27 protein-coding genes are annotated in these 23,272 nt (G+C 52.6%); 14 read left to right on the top strand and 13 right to left on the bottom strand.

The window, feature by feature from the left end:
* Position 1: 1 nt before the first annotated feature.
* The 4 genes from sspA to zapE form a co-directional block, all read right to left on the bottom strand.
* Positions 2-643, bottom strand: coding sequence for a stringent starvation protein SspA (gene sspA / locus GW579_RS20020; protein WP_104924272.1), 642 nt, complete (start codon positions 641-643; stop codon positions 2-4).
* A 334-nt stretch (positions 644-977) separates the two neighbouring features.
* Complete coding sequence (gene rpsI / locus GW579_RS20015; RefSeq protein ID WP_013577238.1) at positions 978-1,370, bottom strand: 30S ribosomal protein S9; 393 nt, start codon at positions 1,368-1,370, stop codon at positions 978-980.
* A gap of 16 nt (positions 1,371-1,386) precedes the next feature.
* On the bottom strand, positions 1,387-1,815 hold the full coding sequence (rplM, locus tag GW579_RS20010) for a 50S ribosomal protein L13 (protein WP_013577239.1): 429 nt from the start codon (positions 1,813-1,815) through the stop codon (positions 1,387-1,389).
* Positions 1,816-2,133: 318 nt separating this feature from the next.
* Positions 2,134-3,273, bottom strand: a complete 1,140-nt coding sequence (gene zapE, locus GW579_RS20000) for a cell division protein ZapE (protein WP_165061357.1) — start codon at positions 3,271-3,273, stop codon at positions 2,134-2,136.
* A gap of 285 nt (positions 3,274-3,558) precedes the next feature.
* Here zapE and zapG point away from each other — a divergent pair, with 285 nt between their 5' ends.
* The 3 genes from zapG to degS all read left to right on the top strand — a co-directional run bounded on the left by zapG (position 3,559) and on the right by degS (position 6,641).
* Entirely contained in the window at positions 3,559-3,960 is a 402-nt protein-coding gene (zapG, locus tag GW579_RS19995) for a Z-ring associated protein ZapG (RefSeq protein ID WP_165061354.1), read from the top strand.
* Positions 3,961-4,118: 158 nt separating this feature from the next.
* Positions 4,119-5,486 (top strand): serine endoprotease DegQ, encoded by a 1,368-nt coding sequence (gene degQ, locus GW579_RS19990; protein ID WP_165061351.1) that lies wholly within the window; start codon positions 4,119-4,121, stop codon positions 5,484-5,486.
* A gap of 87 nt (positions 5,487-5,573) precedes the next feature.
* Positions 5,574-6,641 (top strand): outer membrane-stress sensor serine endopeptidase DegS, encoded by a 1,068-nt coding sequence (degS, locus tag GW579_RS19985; protein WP_152327326.1) that lies wholly within the window; start codon positions 5,574-5,576, stop codon positions 6,639-6,641.
* An 81-nt stretch (positions 6,642-6,722) separates the two neighbouring features.
* Here degS and murA read toward each other — a convergent pair whose 3' ends face one another.
* The 7 genes from murA to mlaF all read right to left on the bottom strand — a co-directional run bounded on the left by murA (position 6,723) and on the right by mlaF (position 11,611).
* Positions 6,723-7,982 (bottom strand): UDP-N-acetylglucosamine 1-carboxyvinyltransferase, encoded by a 1,260-nt coding sequence (murA, locus tag GW579_RS19980; RefSeq protein ID WP_152327327.1) that lies wholly within the window; start codon positions 7,980-7,982, stop codon positions 6,723-6,725.
* Positions 7,983-8,047: 65 nt separating this feature from the next.
* On the bottom strand, positions 8,048-8,302 hold the full coding sequence (gene ibaG, locus GW579_RS19975; protein ID WP_152327328.1) for a BolA family iron metabolism protein IbaG: 255 nt from the start codon (positions 8,300-8,302) through the stop codon (positions 8,048-8,050).
* Between the two features lie 160 nt (positions 8,303-8,462).
* Positions 8,463-8,771 carry a lipid asymmetry maintenance protein MlaB gene (gene mlaB, locus GW579_RS19970; RefSeq protein ID WP_165061348.1) on the bottom strand — a complete coding sequence of 103 codons (309 nt, stop codon included), beginning with the start codon at positions 8,769-8,771 and terminating at the stop codon, positions 8,463-8,465.
* Complete coding sequence (gene mlaC / locus GW579_RS19965; protein WP_152327330.1) at positions 8,771-9,403, bottom strand: phospholipid-binding protein MlaC; 633 nt, start codon at positions 9,401-9,403, stop codon at positions 8,771-8,773. Before mlaC ends, mlaB begins: the two co-directional genes overlap by 1 nt.
* A gap of 41 nt (positions 9,404-9,444) precedes the next feature.
* Positions 9,445-10,011, bottom strand: coding sequence for an outer membrane lipid asymmetry maintenance protein MlaD (gene mlaD / locus GW579_RS19960; protein ID WP_152327331.1), 567 nt, complete (start codon positions 10,009-10,011; stop codon positions 9,445-9,447).
* A gap of 3 nt (positions 10,012-10,014) precedes the next feature.
* Positions 10,015-10,797 carry a lipid asymmetry maintenance ABC transporter permease subunit MlaE gene (gene mlaE / locus GW579_RS19955; RefSeq protein WP_152327332.1) on the bottom strand — a complete coding sequence of 261 codons (783 nt, stop codon included), beginning with the start codon at positions 10,795-10,797 and terminating at the stop codon, positions 10,015-10,017.
* A gap of 10 nt (positions 10,798-10,807) precedes the next feature.
* Positions 10,808-11,611 (bottom strand): phospholipid ABC transporter ATP-binding protein MlaF, encoded by an 804-nt coding sequence (gene mlaF, locus GW579_RS19950; RefSeq protein WP_152327333.1) that lies wholly within the window; start codon positions 11,609-11,611, stop codon positions 10,808-10,810.
* A gap of 307 nt (positions 11,612-11,918) precedes the next feature.
* Between mlaF and GW579_RS19945 the strand changes: the two genes are divergently transcribed.
* From GW579_RS19945 to npr, 11 genes are all read left to right on the top strand, one after another.
* On the top strand, positions 11,919-12,896 hold the full coding sequence (locus tag GW579_RS19945; RefSeq protein WP_152327334.1) for a calcium/sodium antiporter: 978 nt from the start codon (positions 11,919-11,921) through the stop codon (positions 12,894-12,896).
* Between the two features lie 19 nt (positions 12,897-12,915).
* The gene (gene kdsD, locus GW579_RS19940; RefSeq protein WP_152327335.1) at positions 12,916-13,902 is read left to right on the top strand and encodes an arabinose-5-phosphate isomerase KdsD; all 987 of its coding nucleotides are present in this window, start codon (positions 12,916-12,918) and stop codon (positions 13,900-13,902) included.
* Positions 13,903-13,918: 16 nt separating this feature from the next.
* A complete protein-coding gene (gene kdsC, locus GW579_RS19935) occupies positions 13,919-14,485 on the top strand; it encodes a 3-deoxy-manno-octulosonate-8-phosphatase KdsC (RefSeq protein WP_152327336.1) in 567 nt (188 codons plus the stop codon).
* The gene (gene lptC, locus GW579_RS19930; protein ID WP_152327337.1) at positions 14,482-15,051 is read left to right on the top strand and encodes an LPS export ABC transporter periplasmic protein LptC; all 570 of its coding nucleotides are present in this window, start codon (positions 14,482-14,484) and stop codon (positions 15,049-15,051) included. The genes kdsC and lptC overlap by 4 nt, the downstream gene beginning before the upstream one ends.
* Positions 15,029-15,586, top strand: a complete 558-nt coding sequence (gene lptA / locus GW579_RS19925) for a lipopolysaccharide ABC transporter substrate-binding protein LptA (protein WP_152327338.1) — start codon at positions 15,029-15,031, stop codon at positions 15,584-15,586. The genes lptC and lptA overlap by 23 nt, the downstream gene beginning before the upstream one ends.
* Before the next feature lie 6 nt (positions 15,587-15,592).
* Complete coding sequence (gene lptB / locus GW579_RS19920; protein ID WP_112288368.1) at positions 15,593-16,318, top strand: LPS export ABC transporter ATP-binding protein; 726 nt, start codon at positions 15,593-15,595, stop codon at positions 16,316-16,318.
* Between the two features lie 99 nt (positions 16,319-16,417).
* Positions 16,418-17,851: an RNA polymerase factor sigma-54 gene (gene rpoN, locus GW579_RS19915; protein WP_152327339.1), complete on the top strand. Its 1,434-nt coding sequence runs from the start codon at positions 16,418-16,420 to the stop codon at positions 17,849-17,851.
* Between the two features lie 23 nt (positions 17,852-17,874).
* Positions 17,875-18,162, top strand: coding sequence for a ribosome hibernation promoting factor (gene hpf / locus GW579_RS19910; RefSeq protein ID WP_013577259.1), 288 nt, complete (start codon positions 17,875-17,877; stop codon positions 18,160-18,162).
* Between the two features lie 109 nt (positions 18,163-18,271).
* Complete coding sequence (gene ptsN, locus GW579_RS19905) at positions 18,272-18,742, top strand: PTS IIA-like nitrogen regulatory protein PtsN (protein WP_152327340.1); 471 nt, start codon at positions 18,272-18,274, stop codon at positions 18,740-18,742.
* Between the two features lie 67 nt (positions 18,743-18,809).
* Positions 18,810-19,664 (top strand): RNase adapter RapZ, encoded by an 855-nt coding sequence (gene rapZ, locus GW579_RS19900; protein ID WP_101074959.1) that lies wholly within the window; start codon positions 18,810-18,812, stop codon positions 19,662-19,664.
* Positions 19,661-19,933, top strand: coding sequence for a PTS phosphocarrier protein NPr (gene npr, locus GW579_RS19895; RefSeq protein WP_112288366.1), 273 nt, complete (start codon positions 19,661-19,663; stop codon positions 19,931-19,933). The genes rapZ and npr overlap by 4 nt, the downstream gene beginning before the upstream one ends.
* Before the next feature lie 25 nt (positions 19,934-19,958).
* On the opposite strand, the gene GW579_RS19890 is transcribed toward npr, so the two are convergent.
* Complete coding sequence (locus tag GW579_RS19890) at positions 19,959-21,878, bottom strand: BglG family transcription antiterminator (protein WP_165061346.1); 1,920 nt, start codon at positions 21,876-21,878, stop codon at positions 19,959-19,961.
* Between the two features lie 82 nt (positions 21,879-21,960).
* Positions 21,961-23,160: a lactonase family protein gene (locus GW579_RS19885; protein ID WP_152327341.1), complete on the bottom strand. Its 1,200-nt coding sequence runs from the start codon at positions 23,158-23,160 to the stop codon at positions 21,961-21,963.
* Positions 23,161-23,272 lie beyond the last annotated feature (112 nt).

The raw sequence follows: 23,272 nt of genomic DNA, 5'->3' as shown, positions 1-23,272 counted from the left end.
CTTAACCTCGGGTATGCAAACGCATTTCGCGCTCGGGTTCGGTCAGGGAAGCCAGGAATGCATCACGCTCAAAGACGCGAGTCATATAACCTTTCAGCTCTTTAGAACCGGCACCTGACAGCTCGATGCCCAGTTCTGGCAAACGCCACAGCAACGGAGCCAGGTAGCAATCGACCAGGCTGAACTCTTCGCTTTTGAAGTAAGGCATGTAGGAGAAGATTGGCGCAATCGCCAGCAACTCTTCGCGAAGTTGTTTACGCGCAGCATCCGCTTCGGTCGCAGAACCTTGCTCGATTTGACGCATCAGAGAATACCAGTCGTTTTCGATGCGGTGCATCATCAGACGGCTCTCGCCACGGGCAACCGGATAAACCGGCATCAGTGGTGGATGCGGGAAACGCTCATCAAGATATTCCATGATGATGCGGGATTCGAACAGCGTCAGCTCACGATCGACCAGCGTTGGCACGGTGCGATAAGGGTTGAGGTCAATAAGATCCTGCGGCAGGTGATCCATCTCAACCTGCTCGATCTCGACACTGACACCTTTTTCCGCCAGTACGATACGTACTTGATGGCTAAAAATGTCGGTCGGGCCGGAAAACAGCGTCATTACCGAACGTTTGTTGGCAGCGACAGCCATGAAAACCTCCAAGTTTATCTAGAATATTACAGCGAGTTATCGCCAGCCTGCAGTTTTTGTCCCGTAGTTTCATAGACAACCATTGGCAAGGCGAACCCAGCCAGGAAGCGCGGCAACGTCAACTGCTCGGCGAACAGGCACAAAAGTGTGTGATAGTTTACCAGATTTTACGCACGCTGTGGGGGACGCTGAGACGATTTCATGGTGAATTGTGTGTCAGGAGATCTTTTCTTCCGAAAAATCGGAATAGTGGGCATAAAAAAACCCGGTGAAACACCGGGTTTTTGACGCTGATTTTCGTGCCGAAGCACTGAGCTGCATAAGCAGCAGAAAATTAACGTTTGGAGAACTGAGGACGACGACGTGCTTTACGCAGACCGACTTTCTTACGTTCAACCTGACGAGCATCGCGAGTTACGAAGCCTGCTTTACGCAGTTCGCCACGCAGATTTTCGTCATATTCCATCAGTGCACGGGTGATACCGTGACGGATAGCACCAGCTTGACCGGAGATACCACCACCTTTAACGGTGATGTACAGGTCGAATTTCTCAACCATGTCGACCAGTTCCAGTGGTTGACGAACTACCATGCGGGCAGTTTCACGACCAAAGTACTGTTCCAGGCTACGCTGGTTAATTACGATGTTACCACTACCCGGTTTGATGAAAACACGAGCGGCGGAGCTTTTGCGGCGACCAGTGCCGTAGTATTGATTTTCAGCCATTGCCTATAATCCCGAATTAAATGTCAAGAACTTGCGGTTGTTGCGCCGCATGAGTGTGCTCGTTACCCGCGTAAACTTTCATTTTACGGTACATTGCACGACCCAACGGGCCCTTTGGCAACATGCCTTTAACCGCGAGCTCGATCACGCGTTCAGGACGGCGAGCGATCATCTCTTCAAAGGTCGCTTGCTTGATACCACCGATGTGGCCGGTGTGATGGTAATAAATCTTGTCGTTACGCTTGTTGCCGGTTACAGCAACTTTTTCTGCGTTCAGAACGATGATGTAATCACCAGTATCAACGTGCGGAGTGTATTCCGCTTTATGTTTGCCACGCAGACGGCGGGCCAGTTCAGTGGCCAGGCGACCTAAGGTCTTGCCGGTAGCGTCAACTACGAACCAGTCACGTTGTACGGTTTCCGGTTTAGCTGTAAAAGTTTTCATTAAAAGCTTACCCAATTAAAGTTACACGTTGGCGAACACCCGAACGCTTACTTGTTTATAAAATAAGTATTTGAGGTTCACACGACCATCGTCCAGCAAACCTACCCCTTCGAATAGCCAATGCTGGCACTTATAAAGTTTCGGGAAAAAAACTTTGTAGTAACGTGGGGTCGCAAGATTATAGAGAAGTCCTCTGCAAAGATCGAACCCTTTTTCGACAAAAAGAAAGATTTCCCTCACGTCGCCCGGAGGGTTCACTTTGCATAACCGGCAGACGCTTTTATATCACGAATCGGGCAAATAATAACCAATCCATAATCAGGGCAGATGCGGACGTTTGAGATATTCCTCGCTTTGCATCTCCTGAAGGCGTGACAAACAGCGCTGGTATTCAAACTTCAGCCGTTCGCCCTGATAAATCTCAAACATCGGCACCGCCGCTGAAATCACCAGTTTCACATGACGTTCATAGAACTCATCAACCAGTGCCAGAAAACGCCGCGCCGCATTCTCGCTGTCAGCAGCCATCACCGGAACGTTATGCAGCAATACGCTGTGATAGATTTTCGACAGCGCAATATAGTCAAGCTGGCTGCGCGCCTCTTCACACAAGGTATGAAATTCTACCGCCAAAACGCCGTCTACCGCCGCGAGCGCCTGCAACGGCCGGTGATTCACTTCCAGCATGACCGGTTCAGCACCAGAATCTCCGTTGTGGTTGCCGGTCAGTTTCCCCAGCATGCTTTGCATCGCCACCGTCGCTTCCGGGCCCGCCGGAGACAGCCACAAATTCGCCTGCGTTAATGTGCGCAAACGATAATCAATGCCCGCATCCACATTCAGCACGTCACAGTATTCTTTAATCAGATCGATGGCGGGCAGGAAACGCGCGCGCTGCAACCCGTTTCGGTACAGCTGATCAGGCGGAATGTTAGACGTCGCAATCAGCGTGATACCGCGTGCAAATAAGGCCTGCAACAGCGTCGCCAGCAGCATCGCGTCGGTAATATCCGAGACAAAAAACTCATCGAAACACAGGACATCAGTTTCGGCTTTGAATTTATCCGCGATCACTTCCAGCGGATCTTCCTGCCCCTGAAGCTGCGTCAGTTCTTCATGCACACGCAGCATAAAGCGGTGGAAGTGCAGGCGCAGTTTGCGTTCGCCGGGCAGACTGTGGAAAAACAAATCCATCAGCCAGGTTTTACCGCGCCCGACACCGCCCCACATATAAAGGCCCTGAACCGGGCGTTGGGCTGTTTTTACCGGCGCTTTGCCGAACAAACGCCCCAGCAAGCCACCGCGTGCTGCCGTGGCAGGCGCCGACGCTGGCAGAGCAGAAAGCGCCTGATAAATAACATCCAGCTGCGCTACGGCCTGCTTCTGAACGGCATCCGGCTGGAACTCACCGGCATCAACTGCACTCTGATAAAGGGTAAGGGGTGATTTGGGTTGCATCGTAGTTAACGTCCCTGAGAAAAAAAATTTACGTTTTTCACGTTGTTTAGCTGCTTTTTTGCCGTGGGTTCGCCGCATTTCCCTGCTGTCTGTGTATGAAAAAAACGACAGGTGGCAGTGATTTTCCCGGCAGGATTCCACTCTGACAAGGTTAACGGTTATAGTGGAGCTATTGCATGACGAATTCGTGTGACAATTACGTTAAAACCATTGTCAAAAAAAGTTAAGTCATAAAAGTTACGTGAAAAAGCCCTGCGGGACAACGAAGTCAAAATAGGAGTCATTATGACCTGGGAGTATGCACTCATTGGATTAGTGGTCGGTATCGCGATTGGTGCGGTGGCGATGCGCTTTGGTAATCGTAAATTACGTGATCAACAAGTCATGAAAAACGAGCTGGAGAAAAGCAAGGCAGAACTCGATGAGTATCGTCAGGAACTGGTGGGCCACTTTGCCCGCAGCGCCGAGTTGCTTGATAACATGGCGACTGATTACCGTCAGCTTTATCAGCATATGGCAAAAAGTTCTAACAACCTTCTGCCGGATATGCCTGAGCACGATAATCCGTTCAACTACCGTCTGACAGGGTCTGAAGCCGATAACGATCAGGTTCCGGTTCAGATGCCACGCGATTATTCTGACGGCGCATCAGGTCTGCTGCGCGGCGAGCGTCCGGTTCGTAAATAACAGACGTCATTAACCGGTGCGATCCACGGCACCGGTGCTTATAACGGCGCATGTTTCATGCATGTGCCGTTCTTCTGACCTGATCCTTCCCGTGCTGTGAATCACTGTTCTATTGTTCCTAACTGACGTCCATTACAGAAAGCGAGAGAGTTATCCTGATGAAGAAAAAGTCATTTTTGCTCAGTGTGTTAGCTGTTAGCCTTGGATTAACTTTCGCTTCTGCGCCTATGGCGAGTGCTGCTTTACCTACGGAAGTTCAGGGACAGCCCCTGCCCAGCCTGGCTCCGGTGCTTGAAAAAGTGCTGCCCGCTGTGGTTGGCGTTCAGGTTTCCGGCACGCAGCCGCCAAGTGCGGACGTTCCTCCGGAATATAAATTCTTCTTCGGTCAGCAAGATCCTGAGCCGAATACCGGGCCGCAGCCTTTCGAAGGGCTGGGTTCTGGCGTCATTATTGATGCGGCAAAAGGCTACGTGCTTACCAACAACCATGTGGTGAATAACGCCGATAAAATCAGCGTTCAGCTTAACGACGGTCGCGAATACAAAGCCAAACTTATCGGCAAAGACGATCAGTCGGATATTGCCGTGATCCAGCTGATTGATGCCAAAAATCTGACCCAAATTACGATGGCCGATTCCGATAACCTTCGCGTCGGCGATTTTGCGATTGCCGTGGGTAACCCGTTTGGCCTCGGCCAGACCGTCACATCCGGCATTGTTTCGGCGCTGGGTCGCAGCGGCCTGAATCTTGAAGGGCTGGAAAACTTTATCCAGACAGATGCTTCGATTAACCGCGGTAACTCCGGCGGCGCATTGCTTGACCTGAAAGGTGAACTGATTGGTATTAACACCGCCATTATTTCCTCGCAGGGCGGCAGCGTCGGCATCGGTTTTGCCATTCCGGTTAACATGGCCAAAAATCTCAGTCATCAGTTGATCGAATTCGGCGAAGTGAAGCGCGGTCTGCTGGGGATTCGTGGCAGCGAAATGACACCAGAACTGGCTCAGGCATTTAAGCTGGACAGCCAGCGCGGGGCTTTCGTCAACGAAGTTCTGCCTGATTCGGCTGCGGCGAAAGCGGGCATTAAATCCGGTGACGTTCTGGTGACGCTGCAAGGCAAAACCCTGAGCAGTTTCGCTGAATTGCGGGCGAAAGTCGGGACCGCGGGGCCAGGCGTCACTATGCAAATCGGTTTATTGCGCGACGGCAAACCAATGACCGTCAGCGTCACGCTGGATAAAAGCCCGGCGGTGGAAGTCAGCATTGAGAAACTCAATCCGGCACTTCAGGGCGTCACGTTGAGTGACCCGGCCGATAAGAACACCAAAGGCGTTCATGTCGATGACGTGAAAAAAGGCACGCCAGCGGATCAGATCGGCCTTGAGAAAGACGATGTCATTATCGGCGTAAACCGTGAGCCTCTCGAGAATCTGGCGGCATTCCGCAAAATCCTCGAAAGCAAACCCGACCTGATCGCGCTGAGTATTTTGCGTAAAGGTCAAAATATCTATTTATTCATGCCGTAATGCGTTGAAAATCGGATGCAGATGCTGCTGCGTCCGATTAACTCATGCTATCCTTCAGTCACTTTTCCTCTCGCACCCCATATATCCATGTTTGTTAAGCTATTGAGATCTGCTGTTATCGGCCTGATTGTCGCTGGCATTTTGCTGGCGGCGGTCCCTATGTTGCGTAAAAACATCTCAGAACCGATATTTAACCGTAATTTCAATCAGGACAGCGAACAGCCTGTCAGCTTTAACGGCGGTGTCCGTCATGCAGCGCCTGCGGTTGTGAATGTTTATAACCGTAATATGGGCAACAGTTCGCAAAACGAGCTGGCGATCCGCACGCTGGGTTCCGGCGTGATCATGAATGACAACGGTTATATCCTCACCAACAAACATGTGGTGAATAATGCCGACCAGATTATTGTTGCCCTGCAGGATGGCCGCGTTTTTGAAGCCCTGCTGGTGGGTTCAGACAGCCTGACCGATCTGGCCGTTCTCAAAATCAACGCCGGCAACTTGCCGGTAATTCCGATTAACCCGCGCAGAACGCCGCACGTTGGCGATGTGGTCATGGCAATCGGAAATCCTTACAACCTCGGCCAGACCGTGACGCAGGGTATTATCAGTGCCACCGGTCGTATTGGCCTCAGCCCTTCCGGCCGTCAGAATTTCCTGCAAACCGATGCTTCGATCAACCAGGGCAACTCCGGCGGTGCGCTGGTCAACTCACTGGGCGAGCTGATGGGGATCAATACCCTGTCCTTTGACCAGAGCAACGATGGCGCGACCCCGGAAGGCATTGGCTTTGCCATCCCGACTGCGCTGGCGACCAAGGTGATGGGCAAGCTCATCCGCGATGGTCGCGTCATTCGCGGGTATATCGGCATCAGCGGGCGTGAAGTTTCGCCACTGCACGGGCCGAACAACGGGCTGGATCATATTCAGGGAATTGTGGTTAACGAAGTAACCGCTAACGGCCCGGCGGCGAATGCGGGAATGCAGGTCAGCGATGTAATTGTTAACGTGAATAATAAGCCTGCGATTTCCGCCATCGAAACCATGGATCAGGTGGCCGAAGTCCGCCCTGGTACGGTGATTCCGGTTGAGATTATGCGCAACGGGCAGAAGCTGACATTGCAGGTCACCGTGCAGGAGTATCCTGAACACTGATTTACGTAACCGTTGAACAGATAAAGAAAAAAGCCGGAAAGGTTTCCCCTTCCGGCTTTTTTAATGCGCGCGGCGTAAAGTTTACTCGCCTTTGAAACGCTCAATTTTGGCGCCGAGTTGACGCAGTTTATCTTCGATGCGCTCGTAGCCACGATCGATGTGATAAATACGGTCAACGACAGTCACGCCTTCTGCGATGCAACCGGCCAGAACCAGGCTGGCAGACGCGCGTAAATCCGTCGCCATTACCTGCGCGCCAGACAGTTTCTCAACGCCGTGGCAAATCAGGGTGCTGCCTTCGATTTCAGCATGAGCGCCCATACGGATAAGCTCAGGGATGTGCATGAAGCGGTTTTCGAAGATAGTTTCGGTAATCACACCGGTACCTTCCGCCACCAGATTCAGCAGGCTGAATTGTGCCTGCATATCAGTCGGGAAGCCCGGATGCGGCGCAGTGCGGAAGTTGACTGCTTTAGCGCGTTTGCCATGCATGTCGAGACTGATCCAGTCTTCGCCCACTTCGATATCGGCACCGGCTTCACGCAGTTTTGCGAGTACAGCATCCAGCGTGTCAGGACGGGCTTCACGGCAGGTAATTTTGCCACCGGAAATAGCCGCTGCAACCAGGAAAGTCCCGGTTTCGATACGGTCAGGAACAACACGGTAAACACCGCCACCCAGACGTGCGACGCCTTCGATGGTGATCTTATCGGTACCCGCACCGGTGATTTTTGCACCGAGCGTGTTAAGGAAATTAGCGGTATCGACAATCTCCGGCTCACGCGCGGCGTTTTCGATAATGGTCGTGCCTTCCGCCAAGGTCGCTGCGCTCATGATGGTCACGGTGGCGCCCACGCTGACTTTGTCCATCACGATATGCGCGCCTTTCAGACGGCCATCAACGGATGCTTTTACATAACCTTCTTCCAGCACAATAGTCGCACCGAGCTGTTCCAGGCCGGTAATGTGCAGGTCAACAGGGCGCGCGCCGATCGCACAGCCGCCCGGCAGGGAAACTTCACCACGACCAAAACGCGCCACCAAAGGACCGAGAGCCCAGATGGAGGCACGCATGGTTTTCACCAGATCATACGGCGCACAAAACTCATTGACCGCGCTGGCATCCACGAACACAGAACCGTTGCGTTCGATTTTGGTGCCTAACTGGTTCAGTAATTTGATAGTGGTATCGATGTCTTTCAGGTGAGGAACGTTCTGGAGTTCAACAGGTTCCTCAGCAAGCAGTGCGGCAAACAAAATAGGAAGTGCGGCATTTTTTGCACCAGAGATAGTAACTTCGCCACTCAGACGAGTCCCACCCTGTACACGAAATTTATCCATTATGACTGCTCTCTTAAATTTCAACTCTGATTAAATACGAGGAAGCTGCCGGCGCTCCGGCAGTCTTATAAACCGCTCAGTTTACGGTCACGCGCCCATTCTTCCGGGGTATAAGCCTTAATAGACAACGCATGAATTCGATTGTCGGCGATGTATTCCATCAGCGGGGCGTAAACGGTCTGCTGTTTTTTCACGCGGCTCATGCCATCAAACATCGCACCAACGACAATGGCCTGAAAATGACTGCCATCGCCAGTAATGTGGGCTTCATCCAGTGCCAACGCGTTCATCAGCACTTCTTTAATTTCACTCGTTTCCATAGGGATCTATTCTTCTGAAGAATCATAACAGCCCGATATCTTATAGGGATCGGACCAAATCTTAAACCACGAAAAAGCCCCTGAGGAGGAGTTTCGCACAGGGGCTTTGTGGACATTAAGGCAACGATTTACATCACGCCGCCTAACCTCCCGTAACTGTTCACTTATTTGCCAGTGAGTCAGTCGGGATAATGTCCTGAAGATTATATAACGCAATCAGTGTATGCAGCCGGTCGGTAATGCCTGCGATGGTCAGCGCACTCCCCTGCTGGCTGGCTTCTTCGCGCAGATGCACTAACAGCGCCAGGCCCGAAGAATCCACGCGTTCAAGCCCGGACACGTCCAGAGTGGTCACGCCGGACATCAGTTTTTTACGCGCATCCCAAAAAGCCACCAGCGTTTCGCGATCCAACTCACCCTGCAAGGTCAGTCGCGGCGGCTGCGATTCCCAGCGCAGAGCTTCACTCATTATTGCTTATCCAGTGTGATCGGCTGAGCAGCGGCTTGTTTCAGACGGGCAGTCAGGCCATCGATGCCTTTCTGACGCAGGATGTCCGCCCACTCGTTCTGCTTGGTCGAAATCATGCTCACGCCTTCTGCAATCATGTCATATGCCTGCCATTCGCCGGTGCGGCTGTTTTTACGCCACTGGAAATCCAGACGTACTGGCGGACGGCCATTAGGATCGGTGATGGTGACGCGGATAGCGATGATATCTTTGTCCGCATAAGACTGTTCAGGCTGCACGGTGTAGCTCTGGCCGTTGTACATCGCCAGTGCCTGACCATAGGCCTGCTGCAAATATTCAGAGAACGCCGCAAAGTATGCGTCACGTTGTGCAGGCGTTGCCTGTTGGTAATAGCGGCCTAATACCAGCGCACCGGCATATTTAATCTGCACGTACGGCAGCAGTTCATCACGAACGATCTGGCGCAGGTAGTTAGGATCCTGCTTGATTTTAGGCTGTTCGGTTTTCAGGCGGGTGAAGGTTTTATTCGCCGCTTCATTCATCACGCTGTAAGGATTGGTTTTATCCACAGCGGCATTGGCCAGCGGAGCCATAACCACCAGCAGTGCAGCGATCACTAAACGTTTAAACATACTTATCTTCCTCTTTTATGGAGAATCCGTGATAGCAATTCTTAATGGGCAGCTGGCTGTGGCGCCGTATTAGCGTCAGGTGCAGGTGCGGCATTCCCTTCAGTTGCTGCCGGAGCAGCCGCTGCATCAGGGTCAGCCTTGCCGTCGCCGCTTTTATAAAGGAACTGGCCAATCAGGTCTTCGAGAACCAGTGCGGATTTCGTGTCCTGAATGACGCCACCGTTTTTAAGGATAGTCGTTCCCATCTCCGGGTCTTCAAATCCAATGTTCAGCGCCAGGAATTGTTCACCCAGTAAACCCGAGGTACGGATAGCCAGCGTACTGGTGCTTGGGATCTGGTTGTATTTCTGGTCGATATCCATTTCCACTCGCGGAGAATAATTTTTATCCAGCGTAATGCTGCTGACGCGACCGATCACCACACCGCCAACTTTCACCGGCGAGCCGCTTTTCAGGCCACCGATATTGTCGAAGTCCGCAGAAATACGGTAAGTCGGATCCGAACCGATAGAACGGATGTCAGCCACTTTCAGGCACAAAAAGACCACCGCAATCAACGCGATGATTAAAAATGCGCCAACCCAAATCTCACTCTTTTTCGTTTGCATGGTTTAATTTCCAAACATCAGTGCTGTCAGCACAAAATCCAATCCCAGCACCGCCAGTGACGAATGCACCACAGTACGTGTCGTTGCCCGGCTGATCCCTTCGGATGTCGGGATCGCATCATAGCCATTGAACAACGCAATCCAGGTCACGGTGATAGCGAAAACAAGGCTTTTAATCAGGCAGTTAAGCAAATCTGTCCGCCAGTCTACGGCAGTTTGCATCGCAGACCAGAAGAAACCGCTGTCGATCCCCTTCCAGTCCACGCCAACCAGTGAACCGCCCCAAATCCCGACGGCAACGAAAATCGCCGTCAGCAGGGGCATGGAAATCAGACCGGCCCAGAAGCGCGGTGCCACAACGCGGCGCAGCGGATCAATCGCCATCATTTCCAGGCTGGAGATTTGCTCAGTGGCTTTCATCAGACCCAGTTCAGCGGTTAACGCAGAACCCGCACGCCCGGCAAACAGCAGCGCGGTCACGACCGGACCAAGCTCACGCAATAACGACAACGCCACCATCATGCCCAGACTGGCTTCGGCGCTGTACGTGGTCAAAATAAGATATCCCTGCAACCCCAGAACCATGCCGATGAACAACCCGGAAACCAGAATGATTAACAGAGAAAGCACGCCAACGCTGTAGAGTTGCTTTATCAGCAGCGGCCATTGCTTGGCAAATTGCGGCTTACCGACTAATGCCCGGAAGAGCATTAAACCGGCACGGCCAAAGGACGCACAGGTGTTTATCCCGCTGCGCCCGACTGAGGCTAATGCCTTAATTAACATGGGTACTCCATCATCCGAGCAGCTCGGTTTTGTAATCACCGGCAGGGAAACGGAAAGGCACCGGTCCGTCGGCAATACCATCAAGGAACTGACGAACCCGCGGATCAGGATTATTTTGCAGCTCCTCGGGCGTTCCTTCAGCAATAACATGTTGTGCTGCAACAATATACGCGTAATCCGCAATGCTCAGCACTTCAGGTACGTCATGGGAAACCACAATACAGGTCACGCCCAGCGCATGGTTCAGCTCGTCGATCAGTTTGACCAGCACGCCCATCGTGATCGGATCCTGCCCCACGAAAGGCTCATCAAACATGATGAGTTCAGGGTCAAGCGCAATGGCACGCGCCAGCGCGACACGACGCGCCATGCCGCCGGACAATTCCGCAGGCATCAGTTCACCGGCACCGCGCAGCCCGACGGCTTCGAGCTTCATGGTCACGGTACTGCGCAGCAGTTCTTCCGGTAATTTACTGTGCTCACGTAACGGGAACGCGACATTTTCGAACACATTGAGGTCGGTAAACAATGCACCGGACTGAAACAGCATGCTCATTTTTTTGCGTGATTCGTAAAGCTTTCGGCGTGACAGCGCAGGAATGTTGTCTCCGTCAAACCAGATTTCACCTTTATCCGGCGTAAGCTGGCCGCCGATAAGACGCAGGAGCGTCGTTTTACCGATCCCCGAAGGCCCCATAATGGCGGTGACTTTGCCTTTCGGCACGGTCATGTTTATCTCTTCGAAAATGGGACGATCGCCGCGCACGAAACTCATGCCTTTGATCTCAACCAGATTCGATTCGCTTTGACTCATTCAGTTTATCCCTTCGGAATGCTTTCGCTAAGAATACGTCTGACCCTCACGGGGTGTCGTATAACTTTGGTATTTTTACAAAAACTTACCCCGCTTTCGTTACCAAAGTTGCCATCGATTTACTTTTCCGTCACAGACGGTCAAAATCAACGAATTACCATTTTAAATTAAAAGCCTTCATCGTCTAACATACAGGAACCTGCTGGCCGCGTTTTCAGACAAAATGTCGCCTTAGCTCATGTTGACGAAGGAATCGCCTGCCTTTCAAGGCGACGAACCTCGCATTATACCCAATAAAGGATGTTTCATGCTTCTCGCTATCGTACTGATGATTGTCGGCCTGTTACTGCTTGTTTACGCCGCCGATCGTCTGGTGTACGGAGCCGCTGTGCTGGCACGCTCGCTGGGCATGCCGCCACTGGTGATTGGCATGACCGTCGTCGGCGTGGGCATATCACTGCCTGAGCTGGTGGTTTCCACCACCGCCGCCATCAACGATCAAATGGATTTGGCCGTTGGAAACGCAATTGGTTCGAATATCATTAATATTCTTCTGATTTTGGGCGGTGCCGCCCTGATTCATCCACTTTCCGTTCGTTCTGATATATTACGCCGCGAACTCCCTCTATTGTTACTGGTCACAGCGCTGTGCGGTTTTCTGCTCAGTGACGGCGAACTCAGCCGGCTCGATGGCGTTTTACTGCTGGCCAGTGCCGCCGCGTTTATGATGCTGGTGATTAAAATCGCCCGGGCGGCTGAAAAAGAAGGGCTGGACACGCTGACGTACGAGCAAATGTCTGAACTTCCGCAAGACAGCAGCAACACTGTGGCATTTCTGTGGCTGGCATTGGGCTTTATTATCATGCCACTGGCGTCAGGCATGATTGTCGACAACAGTACAGTGATTGCACGATATTTAGGCGTGAGCGAACTGGTGATTGGTCTGACGGTCATCGCTATCGGCACCAGCCTGCCGGAACTGGCAACGTTTATCGCCGGTGCGATTAAAGGTGAAGATGATATCGCGCTGGGCAATATCATCGGCGCCAATATTTTTAACACCTGCCTGGTGCTGGGATTACCCGCACTGGTGGCACCGGGTTCGTTCAACCCGGATGCGTTTCACCGCGACTACTGGGTGATGCTGGCGGTCAGCGTGGTGCTTTCCGGTTTGTGCCTGATGCGCAAACACCGGATCGGGCATCTGGCCGGAGCATTATTGCTGTGCGGATTTATCGCCTATATGGCGGTGCTGTTCCTGTTACCGGACAGCATCGCCTTCTGAACTCTGTCAGGAATTGACTATGGCTAACTTTACCTTCGCCTCCGACTTTGATTTCCAGGCCGTCGGGCGTGATGTGCTGAAAACAGAACGTGAAGGACTTGAGCAGTTAGATCAATACATTAACGGTGATTTTACCCGTGCGTGCGAAAAAATCTTCGGTTGCACCGGAAAAGTCGTCGTGATGGGTATGGGCAAATCGGGTCATATTGGCCGCAAGATGGCCGCCACATTTGCCAGTACCGGGACTCCGGCATTTTTTGTCCACCCGGGTGAAGCCAGTCACGGCGATCTGGGCATGGTATCAAAGCAGGACATCGTTATCCTGATTTCCAACTCCGGCGAAGCGCATGAAATTCTGGGGCTGATCCCGGTGCTGAAACGGCTGAGCATTACGCTTATCTGCATGACGTCCAATCCGGAAAGCACGATGGGCAAAGCCGCCGATGTGCATCTTTGCGTCCGTGTGCCGAAAGAAGCGTGCCCGCTGGGTCTGGCACCGACCAGCAGCACCACGGCGGTATTGGTTATGGGCGATGCGCTGGCAGTGGCCCTGCTTGAAGCCCGCGGATTCACCCCTGAAGATTTCGCCCTGTCTCACCCCGGCGGAGCACTGGGTCGCAAGCTCTTGTTGCGCGTCAGCGATATCATGCACACCGGCGATGAAATCCCGCACGTCAGCCGTGATGCGTCTTTGCGCGATGCCCTTCTGGAAATCACTCGCAAAAATCTGGGCATGACGGTCATCTGCAACGATTTGATGAAAATCGAAGGGATCTTTACCGATGGTGATTTACGCCGCATCTTTGATATGGGCGTGAACATTAATAATGCGGCGATTGCCGAGGTGATGACGACCGGCGGGATCCGTGTTCGCCCTTCGCTTCTGGCGGTTGACGCACTGAATCTGATGCAGGAAAAACACATTACCTGCGTAATGGTTGCTGATGGTGACCAGTTGTTAGGTGTGTTACATATGCACGATATGCTGCGCGCTGGCGTAGTCTAATTGAGGAATAGCCCGAATGAGTAATAGCGCAGCCCTGGTGGAGACCTGCTACGGTCCGGTCAGCGCCCACGTGCTGGAACGCGCCAAAGCCGTTCGCCTGCTGATTTGCGATGTGGACGGCGTCATGTCCGACGGCCTGATCTACATGGGAAATCAGGGCGAAGAGCTAAAAAGTTTTAACGTTCGCGACGGTTACGGTATCCGTTGCCTGCTGACATCTGACATTGAGGTCGCGATTATTACAGGCCGCAATGCAAAATTACTGGAAGATCGCGCTAAAACCCTCGGTATCCGCCACTTGTATCAGGGGCAATCGGATAAGCTTTTGGCCTTCCGCGAACTGTTAGATACACTGTCCCTGCGGGCCGAAGAAGTGGCTTATATCGGGGATGATCTGATTGACTGGCCGGTCATGGCCGAAGTCGGTCTTTCCGTGGCGGTTCAGGATGCACATCCGATCCTGTTGCCGAAGGCCGATTACGTTACCCGCATCGCTGGCGGGCGTGGCGCCGTACGCGAATTGTGTGATTTGATTCTGCTGGCGCAGGGTAAGCTGGAGGACGCCAAAGGGCTGTCGATATGAGTAAAACAAAACTTTGGATTATCCTTGTTCTGACGGCCATCGTTCTGGTTCTGGTGGGCTGGTCATTGTCTGATAGCAGCGATGACGCACCGCAGGCCGTTAACGATCAGGATCCCACTTACCAGACATCCCACACGGTCACGATGGTCTATGACCCAACGGGTAGCCTGACCTATAAACTGGTTTCGGACCAGGTAAAATACTACGCCGCCGATCAGGTGACATGGTTTACCAACCCGGTCGCGACCATGTTTGACAAGAATAAAACACCAACCTGGGTGCTGCGTTCTGATAAAGCCAAGTTGACTCAGGATAAGATGCTTTATCTTTACGGGCATGTGCAGGCTGATAGCCTGACGCCTGAGACATCACAGCTTCAAAGAATCAAAACGGATAATGCCCGGGTTAACCTGACGACACAGGACGTTGCCTCAGACGATGAAGTAACGCTTTATGGCACAGGTTTTACATCTAACGGCATGAAAATGCGCGGTAATCTGCGTGATAAGACAGCACAGCTGATCGAAAAGGTAACGACCTCTTATGAAATTCAAAGCAAAAAATAAAATCCGTGATCTCCTGATCGTCAGCTCGTTGTTAGCCGTGAGCATTCCGGCCTTCGCCTTAAAAGATGACACAACGAAACCGATCACCATTGATTCCGCCAATCAGGCGCTGGATGTGAACACCAACACGGCCACCTTCACCGGTAACGTCGTAGTCAATCAGGGCACTATTCAGGTGAAAGCCGATAAAGTTGTCGTGATCCGTCCTCAGGGCGTATCCGGCAAAGAAGTGGTGGAAGGTTACGGCAATCCGGTGACGTTTTACCAGATGCAGGACAACGGCAAGCCGGTAAAAGGCCATGCGCAGAAAGTCCGCTATGAAGTGGAAAACGATCTCGTGACCCTGACCGGTAACGCATACCTCGAACAGCTCGACAGCAACGTGAAAGGCGACCGTATTACCTATCTGGTGCAGAAACAGCAAATGGAAGCCTTCAGTGATAAAGGCAACCGCGTGACGACCGTTCTGGTTCCTTCGCAGCTGCAACAAAAAACGCCTGCCGCGGGCGGCCAGCCGACCAAAAAGAGTAACTGATATTTTATGGCAAAATTAATCGCAGAGAATCTGGCAAAAGCCTACAAAGGCCGCAAGGTTGTAGAAGATGTCAGCCTGATGGTGAACTCCGGCGAAATCGTCGGATTGCTGGGGCCAAACGGTGCGGGAAAAACCACCACCTTCTACATGGTCGTCGGGATTGTGCAACGTGATGCGGGCCGTATCATCGTTGACGATGAGGACATCAGCCTTTTGCCATTGCATACCCGCGCCCGTCGCGGCATTGGCTATCTTCCGCAGGAAGCCTCCATCTTCCGTCGTCTCAGCGTGTTTGATAACCTGATGGCCGTACTGCAGATCCGCGATGATCTGAACAAAGAACAGCGTAACGATCGCGCTAATGAACTGATGGAAGAGTTCCATATTTCTCATTTGCGCGATAACCTCGGTCAGTCCTTGTCCGGTGGTGAACGTCGCCGTGTTGAGATTGCCCGCGCACTGGCAGCGAATCCCAAGTTTATCCTGCTGGATGAACCTTTCGCCGGCGTTGACCCGATTTCCGTCATCGACATCAAAAAAATCATTGAGCATTTGCGTGACAGCGGCCTCGGCGTACTGATCACTGACCACAACGTTCGCGAAACTCTCGACGTTTGTGAGCGTGCCTATATCGTCAGTCAGGGGAAATTGATCGCCCACGGCACGCCAGCCGACATTCTTGCTGATGAACAGGTTAAACGCGTTTATCTTGGTGAAGAATTCCGTCTGTGATCTGTGCCGCCGGAACCGTGCCCGTTTCGACGTAAAGTCTGACGGGAGGTCTCTGACAGAAGTTACTCAGTTTGTAATCAACGGAAATAAAACCAAGATATGAAGCAAGGTTTGCAACTCAGACTCAGCCAACAACTGGCAATGACTCCTCAGTTACAACAGGCCATCCGCCTGTTGCAACTGTCCACGCTTGAGCTCCAACAGGAGATCCAACTCGCGCTGGAGAGCAACCCTCTGCTGGAACAAACCGACCTTCATGATGAAATCGATTCGGTAGAAGCCACCGACAACGAAGCGTTAGATACCCGCGAAGCGCTCGAGCAGAAAGACATGCCCGAAGAGTTGCCGCTGGACGCCACCTGGGACGAGATTTATACCGCGGGCACGCCTTCCGGCACCGGCAACGATTACAGTGACGACGAGCTGCCAATTTATCAGGGTGAAACCACGCAGACGCTTCAGGATTACCTGATGTGGCAGGTGGAACTGACGCCGTTTTCCGACACCGATGCCGCGATTGCCACGTCCATTGTCGACGCGGTAGACGATACCGGTTATCTGACCGTTTCCCTTGACGACATCCTCGAAAGTATCGGTGACGACAACGTCAGCATGGACGAAGTGGAAGCCGTTTTAAAACGTGTGCAGCGTTTTGATCCGGTTGGTGTGGCGGCGCGTGACCTGCGTGATTGCCTGCTGATCCAGCTTTCACAGTACGCCACAGATACGCCTTTCATCGCCGAAGCGCGCCTGATTATCAGCGAACATCTGGATTTGCTGGCGAACCATGATTTCCGCGCACTTATGCGTTCAACCCGGCTAAAAGAAGATACACTGAAAGGAGCGATGCTTCTGATTCAGTCTCTTGATCCGCGTCCGGGACAATCGATCAACACCGGTGAATCCGAGTACGTGATCCCCGATGTGCTGGTGCGAAAAGTGTCAGGTGTCTGGACGGTAGAACTGAATTCCGACAGCATTCCGCGTCTTAAGATTAACCAGCAGTACGCCGCGATGGGCAATTCCGCGCGCAGCGATAGCGACGGGCAATTTATCCGCAGTAACCTGCAGGAAGCCAAGTGGTTAATCAAAAGCCTGGAAAGCCGTAATGACACGCTTTTGAAAGTCACGCGCTGTATCGTTGAGCAGCAGCAGGCGTTCTTTGAACTGGGTGAAGAATTTATGAAGCCTATGGTGCTGGCCGATATCGCCAGCGCCGTAGAAATGCACGAATCGACGATTTCACGCGTGACGACGCAGAAGTTTCTGCACAGCCCGCGTGGAATTTTCGAACTGAAGTATTTCTTTTCCAGCCATGTCAGTACAGACAGCGGCGGCGAGGCATCGTCAACCGCGATCCGGGCGCTGGTGAAGAAATTAATCGCAGCGGAGAATCCTGTAAAACCGCTCAGTGACAGTAAGTTAGCCACCCTCCTTTCCGATCAGGGAATTATGGTGGCACGACGAACCGTCGCCAAATACCGAGAGTCTTTGTCCATCCCGCCCTCAAACCAACGTAAACAGTTAGTTTGACCTCAACAGAGAAGGAAGACATTATGCAGCTCAACATTACCGGACATCACATTGAGATCACGGATCCCCTGAGAGAATTCATCACGTCGAAACTGGCCAAGCTTGAGCAGTATTTCGACCGGATAAATCAGGTGTATGTGGTGTTGAGCGTTGAAAAGGTGCAGAAAGTAGCGGAAGCCACTTTGCATGTGAACGGAGGCGAGTTGCATGCCACCTCGGAGCATCAGGATATGTACGCGGCAATTGACGGCCTGGTTGATAAACTGGCCCGTCAGCTGAACAAGCACAAAGACAAACTGAAACAGCACTGACATTCATGTAGCCAACCCTGTGCTACAAACCTTCGGGCATCGGCTTGTGACCTTCGGGAAACGAGCCGATATAGCTTTAAGGGTGAAACAGCGCCAAAGTGAAGATGACATGATTAACGATACTGCAATGCAATTAACATCGGTGCTTAATGCCGAATGCACCAAAAGCGGCGTTCATTGCGCCAGCAAAAAACGCGCACTGGAAATCATCAGTGAGCTGGCGGCCAAACAGCTAAATTTATCACCGCAGGTGATTTTTGACGCCATTTTGACCCGTGAACGCATGGGCAGCACCGGGATCGGTGCCGGGATCGCTATTCCGCACGGAAAGCTGGAAGAAGACACTTTACGTGCCGTCGGGGTGTTCATTCAGCTTGAACAGCCGATCGCTTTTGACGCTATCGATAATCAGCCTGTGGATTTGCTTTTTGCCTTGCTGGTTCCGGCAGATCAATGTAAAACCCATTTACATACCTTGTCTTTAGTCGCCAAAAAGCTGGCGGATAAAGGGGTGTGTCGTCGTCTGCGCGGAGCGCAAAGTGACGAAGAACTGTTCCAGATAATGACTGAAAACGAATAAATTACTGATTCCCGGTTGCGCGCCGGGAAAATGAATTCTGAACACTGAATGCCAGGGGAGTGACACCATGGTGCTGATGATTGTCAGCGGCCGTTCCGGTTCCGGGAAGTCGGTTGCCCTAAGGGCATTGGAAGACATGGGTTTTTACTGTGTGGATAACCTGCCGGTGGTGTTGTTGCCGCAGCTCGCCCAGACACTTGTTGAACGCAATACGTCTGCGGCCGTCAGCATTGACGTTCGCAACATGCCAGAAACACCGGAAGTTTATGAGCATGCGATGTCACAGCTGCCGGAAAGCTTCTCGCCACAGCTGCTGTTCCTCGACGCTGACCGTAATACCCTGATCCGCCGTTACAGCGACACCCGTCGTCTGCACCCGCTCTCCAGCAAAAACCTGTCCCTTGAAAGTGCAATCGATGAAGAAGCCGATTTGCTGGAGCCTTTGCGCTCTTCCGCGGATCTGATCATCGACACCTCCGAGATGTCCGTTCACGAACTGGCAGAAATGCTGCGTACGCGCCTGCTGGGCAAACGCGAACGTGAGCTGACCATGGTCTTTGAATCCTTTGGTTTCAAACACGGTATTCCGATTGATGCGGATTACGTTTTCGACGTGCGTTTCCTGCCTAACCCGCACTGGGATCCGAAGCTGCGTCCGATGACCGGCCTCGACAAACCGGTCGCTGCGTTCCTCGACCGTCATACCGAAGTACATAATTTTATCTATCAGACGCGCAGCTATCTTGAACAATGGCTGCCCGCGCTGGAAACCAACAACCGCAGTTATCTGACCGTCGCCATTGGCTGTACCGGCGGTAAGCACCGTTCGGTGTATATCGCAGAACAGCTGGCTGACTATTTCCGTTCCCGCGGGAAGAACGTCCAGTCCCGCCATCGCACGCTGGAAAAACGCAAATCATGACGGTTAAACAAACGGTAGAAATCAAAAACCGGTTAGGGATGCACGCCCGTCCGGCGATGAAGTTATTTGAACTGGTACAGAGTTTTGAGTCAGAAGTGATGCTGCGCAACGGCACAGGCATCGAGGCGGAAGCCAGCAGCGTGATCGCACTGCTGATGCTGGACTCCCCGAAAGGCCAGAAAATCGAAATCGAAGCCACCGGCCCCGATGAAGAACAGGCTCTCAGCGCCGTCGTAAATCTGATTAATTCAGGTTTTGACGAAGACTGAGGGTTAACGGACTGTTTAAGCCGTATTAAATGCGGCTTAAACAGTCGATAGCAATCGCCTTGAAGCTTTCAAAATTCTCACTGCTCAGCAAACGGCTCATCGAGCGTTCCCGCACAAACGTCACGAACAAATCGTAAATCGCCATTGCTTCCTCGTAATCCGCCTTGCTGATCGCCAGCAGGAAAATCACGTGCGCCGTTTCCCCTTCGCCCCAGGCAATGCCTTGCGGCGAAAGCAAAGTGATCACCACGGTTTTCTTTGCGAGCAATCCCAGCGAATGCGGCAGCGCAATGCCTTCGCCCAGCATGGTCGAGACAATCTCCTCGCGCTCCACCACCGACGGGTAAAACGCCTGATCGACAGAGCCTTCTTCTTCAAGCTGTGAACAAACATGGCGAAAAAGCTCCGCCTGTGTCATCGGCTCATTGACGATCATGAAGTGCTTTTCGTCGAAGAATTTTTCCAGCATATACGGGCGCGTGCGGTCGACGAGTACCAGCTTGCCGAGCTGCTCCATCTGGTATTCGGTCGGGAACGGCGACAGCACCACCACCGGCTTATTCTTCTCGGTGATACGGGCGTTGGAGATAATAAAATCTTCGTCGATGTGCTCCAGCTGCTCGTAATCACGCAGCGAAACCACCTGCTTCATCACCAGTTGAGGATACTTACGGTTAATCTGCGCCTGGATCATACGGATGGTTGAATTGCCGGTGTCGCACACCAGCATCACCTGCGGATGGCGCTGGTAGCCAATGTTGTAATGCCGCTCCAGCCCGACGCCAATATGCAGCACCAGAAAGCCGATTTCATTCTCACTCAGCGTGTAAGGCGTGTATTTACCCCAGCTGGAAACGGCCGCCAGCGTGACGTCATACGCCATCGGATAATGCTGTTTGATATTGCTCAGCAGCGGATTGGGGATATTAATCTGGTATTTCACCCGCGTAATCATGGTTTTGATGTGCGTCAGCAGATCCGCTCGCAGCTGCTTATCACCCTGCAAATCATAGTTATAGTGCGAATTGATGTACGAAAGAATGTAATCGACCAGCGACTCATCGTCGTCGGCGTTAATGTCCGTCGGTAAAATCTGCTGGACGCGGCGCGCGGCAATATTCACCCGCAGATACGCCTCTTCCGAAGCGGGAATTTCCTTACCAACCAGATTTTTCAGCTCCGCCGCCAGCCGCACAGAAACCTGCTTCACCGCCGGATCACCGTCTTCGGCATCAAAATCGGTCAGCGGATAACCGCCGGTAATGCGTTTGATCGCCACGGCGCAATAGAGGATCAGATACTGTTCGCCTTCATCCGTCAGCTGAATGGAAGACTGCGTCAGCAACTGATGCATAAAACGCGTCAGCGGCACCAGCGCTTCCGGCTCCAGACTTTCTGCTTTCAGCAGCGGATTAGCCTGCTCTTCGGCATCCAGCTGGAACAGCAAATCGGTCAGACAGGCGCGGATCGCCAGTTCAGCACCGAACAATTTCATGCCGTAGCGCGGCTTGGTTTCGATATTCAGGTGATAGCGCGCCAGATGCTCCCTCACCTCAGCCATATCATTTTGCAGGGTTCCCCGGCTGACAAACCATTCATCGGCCAGATCTTCCAGCTTTAATGAAAAAGCTGAGGTCAAAAAGCGGATCAGCAACGTCTTCACCCGCTCAGCGGCGGTGCGCGGCGTCGGGTTCGGTTTACGTTGTGTTGATTGCTGTAACGACGAAAACAGCGCCGCATCATCGATGCGCAACTGATATCCGCTGCCCCGGCTGTGGACAAACGTCGCACCAAAATCGGCGATGATTTCGTTCAGCGCAGTAATATCGGCACGCACCGTGCGCGTCGAAACAGACAGACGTTTTGCCAGTTCATCCTGAGGAAGGGTTTCGGTTTGCAGCGCATCAAATAACTGCGCCAGACGTTGATTGGGAAATCTCACCATTGTTCTTCCAGTTCGTTTCAACGAGGCTCCGTTCACGAACAAAACACGTCGTGAACGCAGTTTGTTTCTGTTGCGGCACCGCTTAAGGCGCAATCACCATCTGTGACGGGCTGCCCACAGCCACATAGTCATCCACAAATGACAGCTTGCCGTTTTCGCCAGATACCTTGAATCTGGTGATGTTATCGCTTCGTTGATTCATTGCGTAAATATATTTACCGTCCGGTGACAACGTCAGCGTTCTTGGATAGTCACCGCGCGTCCAGGTTTCATCACTCCAGGTCATCGCGCCTTCACCGGTCACGTTGATTTGCGCGATGCTGTTGTGCAGACGATTGGCAACGTACAGATGTTTGCCGTCTTTGCTCAGCACAATGCCCGCGGCGAAGTTCGTGCCTTTGAAACCGGCCGGCAGCGTGGACAAGCTGTGCAGCTCGCTGAGCGTGCCTTTTACGGCGTCAAAACGATAGCTGGTCAGCGTCGAAGCCTCTTCGTTGATCAGGAAAACGACTTTGCCGTTAGGATGAAACACGAAATGGCGGGGTCCGGCACCTTCAGAAGAGGCTTTGATAAACGGCGGATCGTTGGCTTCCAGTACGCCGGTTTCACCGTTGAGCTTCCACTGATAAATCCGGTCCAGCCCCAGATCGGTAGAGAACACGAATTTGCCGGAAGGATCTGTGGCAATCATGTGCGCGTGTGGCCCGTTGTGGTCGCTGATGGCAAAACTGCCTTCCGCCGCCGCGGCCGGTTTGCCTGCGCCTGCCGGACCGGAATCCTGCTGGCTGTTACTGGCTTCACTCAGCTTCCCGCTGATGTCCACCGGGAAGACGGCAACCACGCCGCTGATGTAGTTCGCCACCAGCAGATGATCACCTTTTGGCGTCAGCGAAAGATACACCGGCCCTGCGCCCTGCGAATCCACCTGATTAATCAGCGTCAGGCTGCCATCTTCAGGCGCAATGCGATAGGCCGCCACTGAACCATGTTTGCCACCATTGTAATGATCAATTTCGCTGCCGATAAACAGCGTTTTACCGTCATGGCTGAGCACCATCTGTGCCTGATTTGGCAACTGGCTGGCGAGCGTTTTATCGCTCAGCGCGCCGGTTTTCGGATCAAATTTAAAGCGGTAGACACCTTCCCCGTTGGGATTGTAAGTGCCGACATACGCGAAATGTGGCGTTGTAGAAGTCATTGTTTTTTCTGCTGCGTAGAGCGGCATGGCCGAAACGGCCAGCATCGCGGAGGTTAAACCTGAAATCAGAAACCAGTTTCTCATACATTTCCTCAAACCTGGGTTGTCAGACAAACGAGAGGCTCAGCGCCCGTTCAGTGGATGAAGGACGCTGAGTGTTTAACCGCGCAGACGGCTTACCGCGCAGGAAAGGTCA

It is taken from the genome of Rahnella contaminans (genome assembly GCF_011065485.1).
Classification (GTDB): Bacteria; Pseudomonadota; Gammaproteobacteria; order Enterobacterales; family Enterobacteriaceae; genus Rahnella; species Rahnella contaminans.
The sequence above is the reverse complement of the archived record's forward strand: the minus strand, read 5'-3'. Positions and strand labels throughout refer to the sequence as shown.

Excerpts from the sequence above, each read along its gene's own strand:
- lptC (WP_152327337.1), top strand. The coding sequence starts at position 14,482 with ATGAGTAAAACAAAACTTTGGATTATCCTTGTTCTGACGGCCATCGTT.
- hpf (WP_013577259.1), top strand. The coding sequence starts at position 17,875 with ATGCAGCTCAACATTACCGGACATCACATTGAGATCACGGATCCCCTG.
- lptB (WP_112288368.1), top strand. The coding sequence starts at position 15,593 with ATGGCAAAATTAATCGCAGAGAATCTGGCAAAAGCCTACAAAGGCCGC.
- lptA (WP_152327338.1), top strand. The coding sequence starts at position 15,029 with ATGAAATTCAAAGCAAAAAATAAAATCCGTGATCTCCTGATCGTCAGC.
- mlaF (WP_152327333.1), bottom strand. The coding sequence starts at position 11,611 with ATGAGTCAAAGCGAATCGAATCTGGTTGAGATCAAAGGCATGAGTTTC.
- murA (WP_152327327.1), bottom strand. The coding sequence starts at position 7,982 with ATGGATAAATTTCGTGTACAGGGTGGGACTCGTCTGAGTGGCGAAGTT.
- mlaE (WP_152327332.1), bottom strand. The coding sequence starts at position 10,797 with ATGTTAATTAAGGCATTAGCCTCAGTCGGGCGCAGCGGGATAAACACC.
- degQ (WP_165061351.1), top strand. The coding sequence starts at position 4,119 with ATGAAGAAAAAGTCATTTTTGCTCAGTGTGTTAGCTGTTAGCCTTGGA.
- rapZ (WP_101074959.1), top strand. The coding sequence starts at position 18,810 with ATGGTGCTGATGATTGTCAGCGGCCGTTCCGGTTCCGGGAAGTCGGTT.
- sspA (WP_104924272.1), bottom strand. The coding sequence starts at position 643 with ATGGCTGTCGCTGCCAACAAACGTTCGGTAATGACGCTGTTTTCCGGC.
- GW579_RS19945 (WP_152327334.1), top strand. The coding sequence starts at position 11,919 with ATGCTTCTCGCTATCGTACTGATGATTGTCGGCCTGTTACTGCTTGTT.
- rpoN (WP_152327339.1), top strand. The coding sequence starts at position 16,418 with ATGAAGCAAGGTTTGCAACTCAGACTCAGCCAACAACTGGCAATGACT.
- mlaD (WP_152327331.1), bottom strand. The coding sequence starts at position 10,011 with ATGCAAACGAAAAAGAGTGAGATTTGGGTTGGCGCATTTTTAATCATC.
- rplM (WP_013577239.1), bottom strand. The coding sequence starts at position 1,815 with ATGAAAACTTTTACAGCTAAACCGGAAACCGTACAACGTGACTGGTTC.
- kdsD (WP_152327335.1), top strand. The coding sequence starts at position 12,916 with ATGGCTAACTTTACCTTCGCCTCCGACTTTGATTTCCAGGCCGTCGGG.
- ptsN (WP_152327340.1), top strand. The coding sequence starts at position 18,272 with ATGATTAACGATACTGCAATGCAATTAACATCGGTGCTTAATGCCGAA.
- ibaG (WP_152327328.1), bottom strand. The coding sequence starts at position 8,302 with ATGGAAACGAGTGAAATTAAAGAAGTGCTGATGAACGCGTTGGCACTG.
- rpsI (WP_013577238.1), bottom strand. The coding sequence starts at position 1,370 with ATGGCTGAAAATCAATACTACGGCACTGGTCGCCGCAAAAGCTCCGCC.
- zapE (WP_165061357.1), bottom strand. The coding sequence starts at position 3,273 with ATGCAACCCAAATCACCCCTTACCCTTTATCAGAGTGCAGTTGATGCC.
- mlaB (WP_165061348.1), bottom strand. The coding sequence starts at position 8,771 with ATGAGTGAAGCTCTGCGCTGGGAATCGCAGCCGCCGCGACTGACCTTG.
- npr (WP_112288366.1), top strand. The coding sequence starts at position 19,661 with ATGACGGTTAAACAAACGGTAGAAATCAAAAACCGGTTAGGGATGCAC.
- zapG (WP_165061354.1), top strand. The coding sequence starts at position 3,559 with ATGACCTGGGAGTATGCACTCATTGGATTAGTGGTCGGTATCGCGATT.
- mlaC (WP_152327330.1), bottom strand. The coding sequence starts at position 9,403 with ATGTTTAAACGTTTAGTGATCGCTGCACTGCTGGTGGTTATGGCTCCG.
- kdsC (WP_152327336.1), top strand. The coding sequence starts at position 13,919 with ATGAGTAATAGCGCAGCCCTGGTGGAGACCTGCTACGGTCCGGTCAGC.
- GW579_RS19890 (WP_165061346.1), bottom strand. The coding sequence starts at position 21,878 with ATGGTGAGATTTCCCAATCAACGTCTGGCGCAGTTATTTGATGCGCTG.
- degS (WP_152327326.1), top strand. The coding sequence starts at position 5,574 with ATGTTTGTTAAGCTATTGAGATCTGCTGTTATCGGCCTGATTGTCGCT.
- GW579_RS19885 (WP_152327341.1), bottom strand. The coding sequence starts at position 23,160 with ATGAGAAACTGGTTTCTGATTTCAGGTTTAACCTCCGCGATGCTGGCC.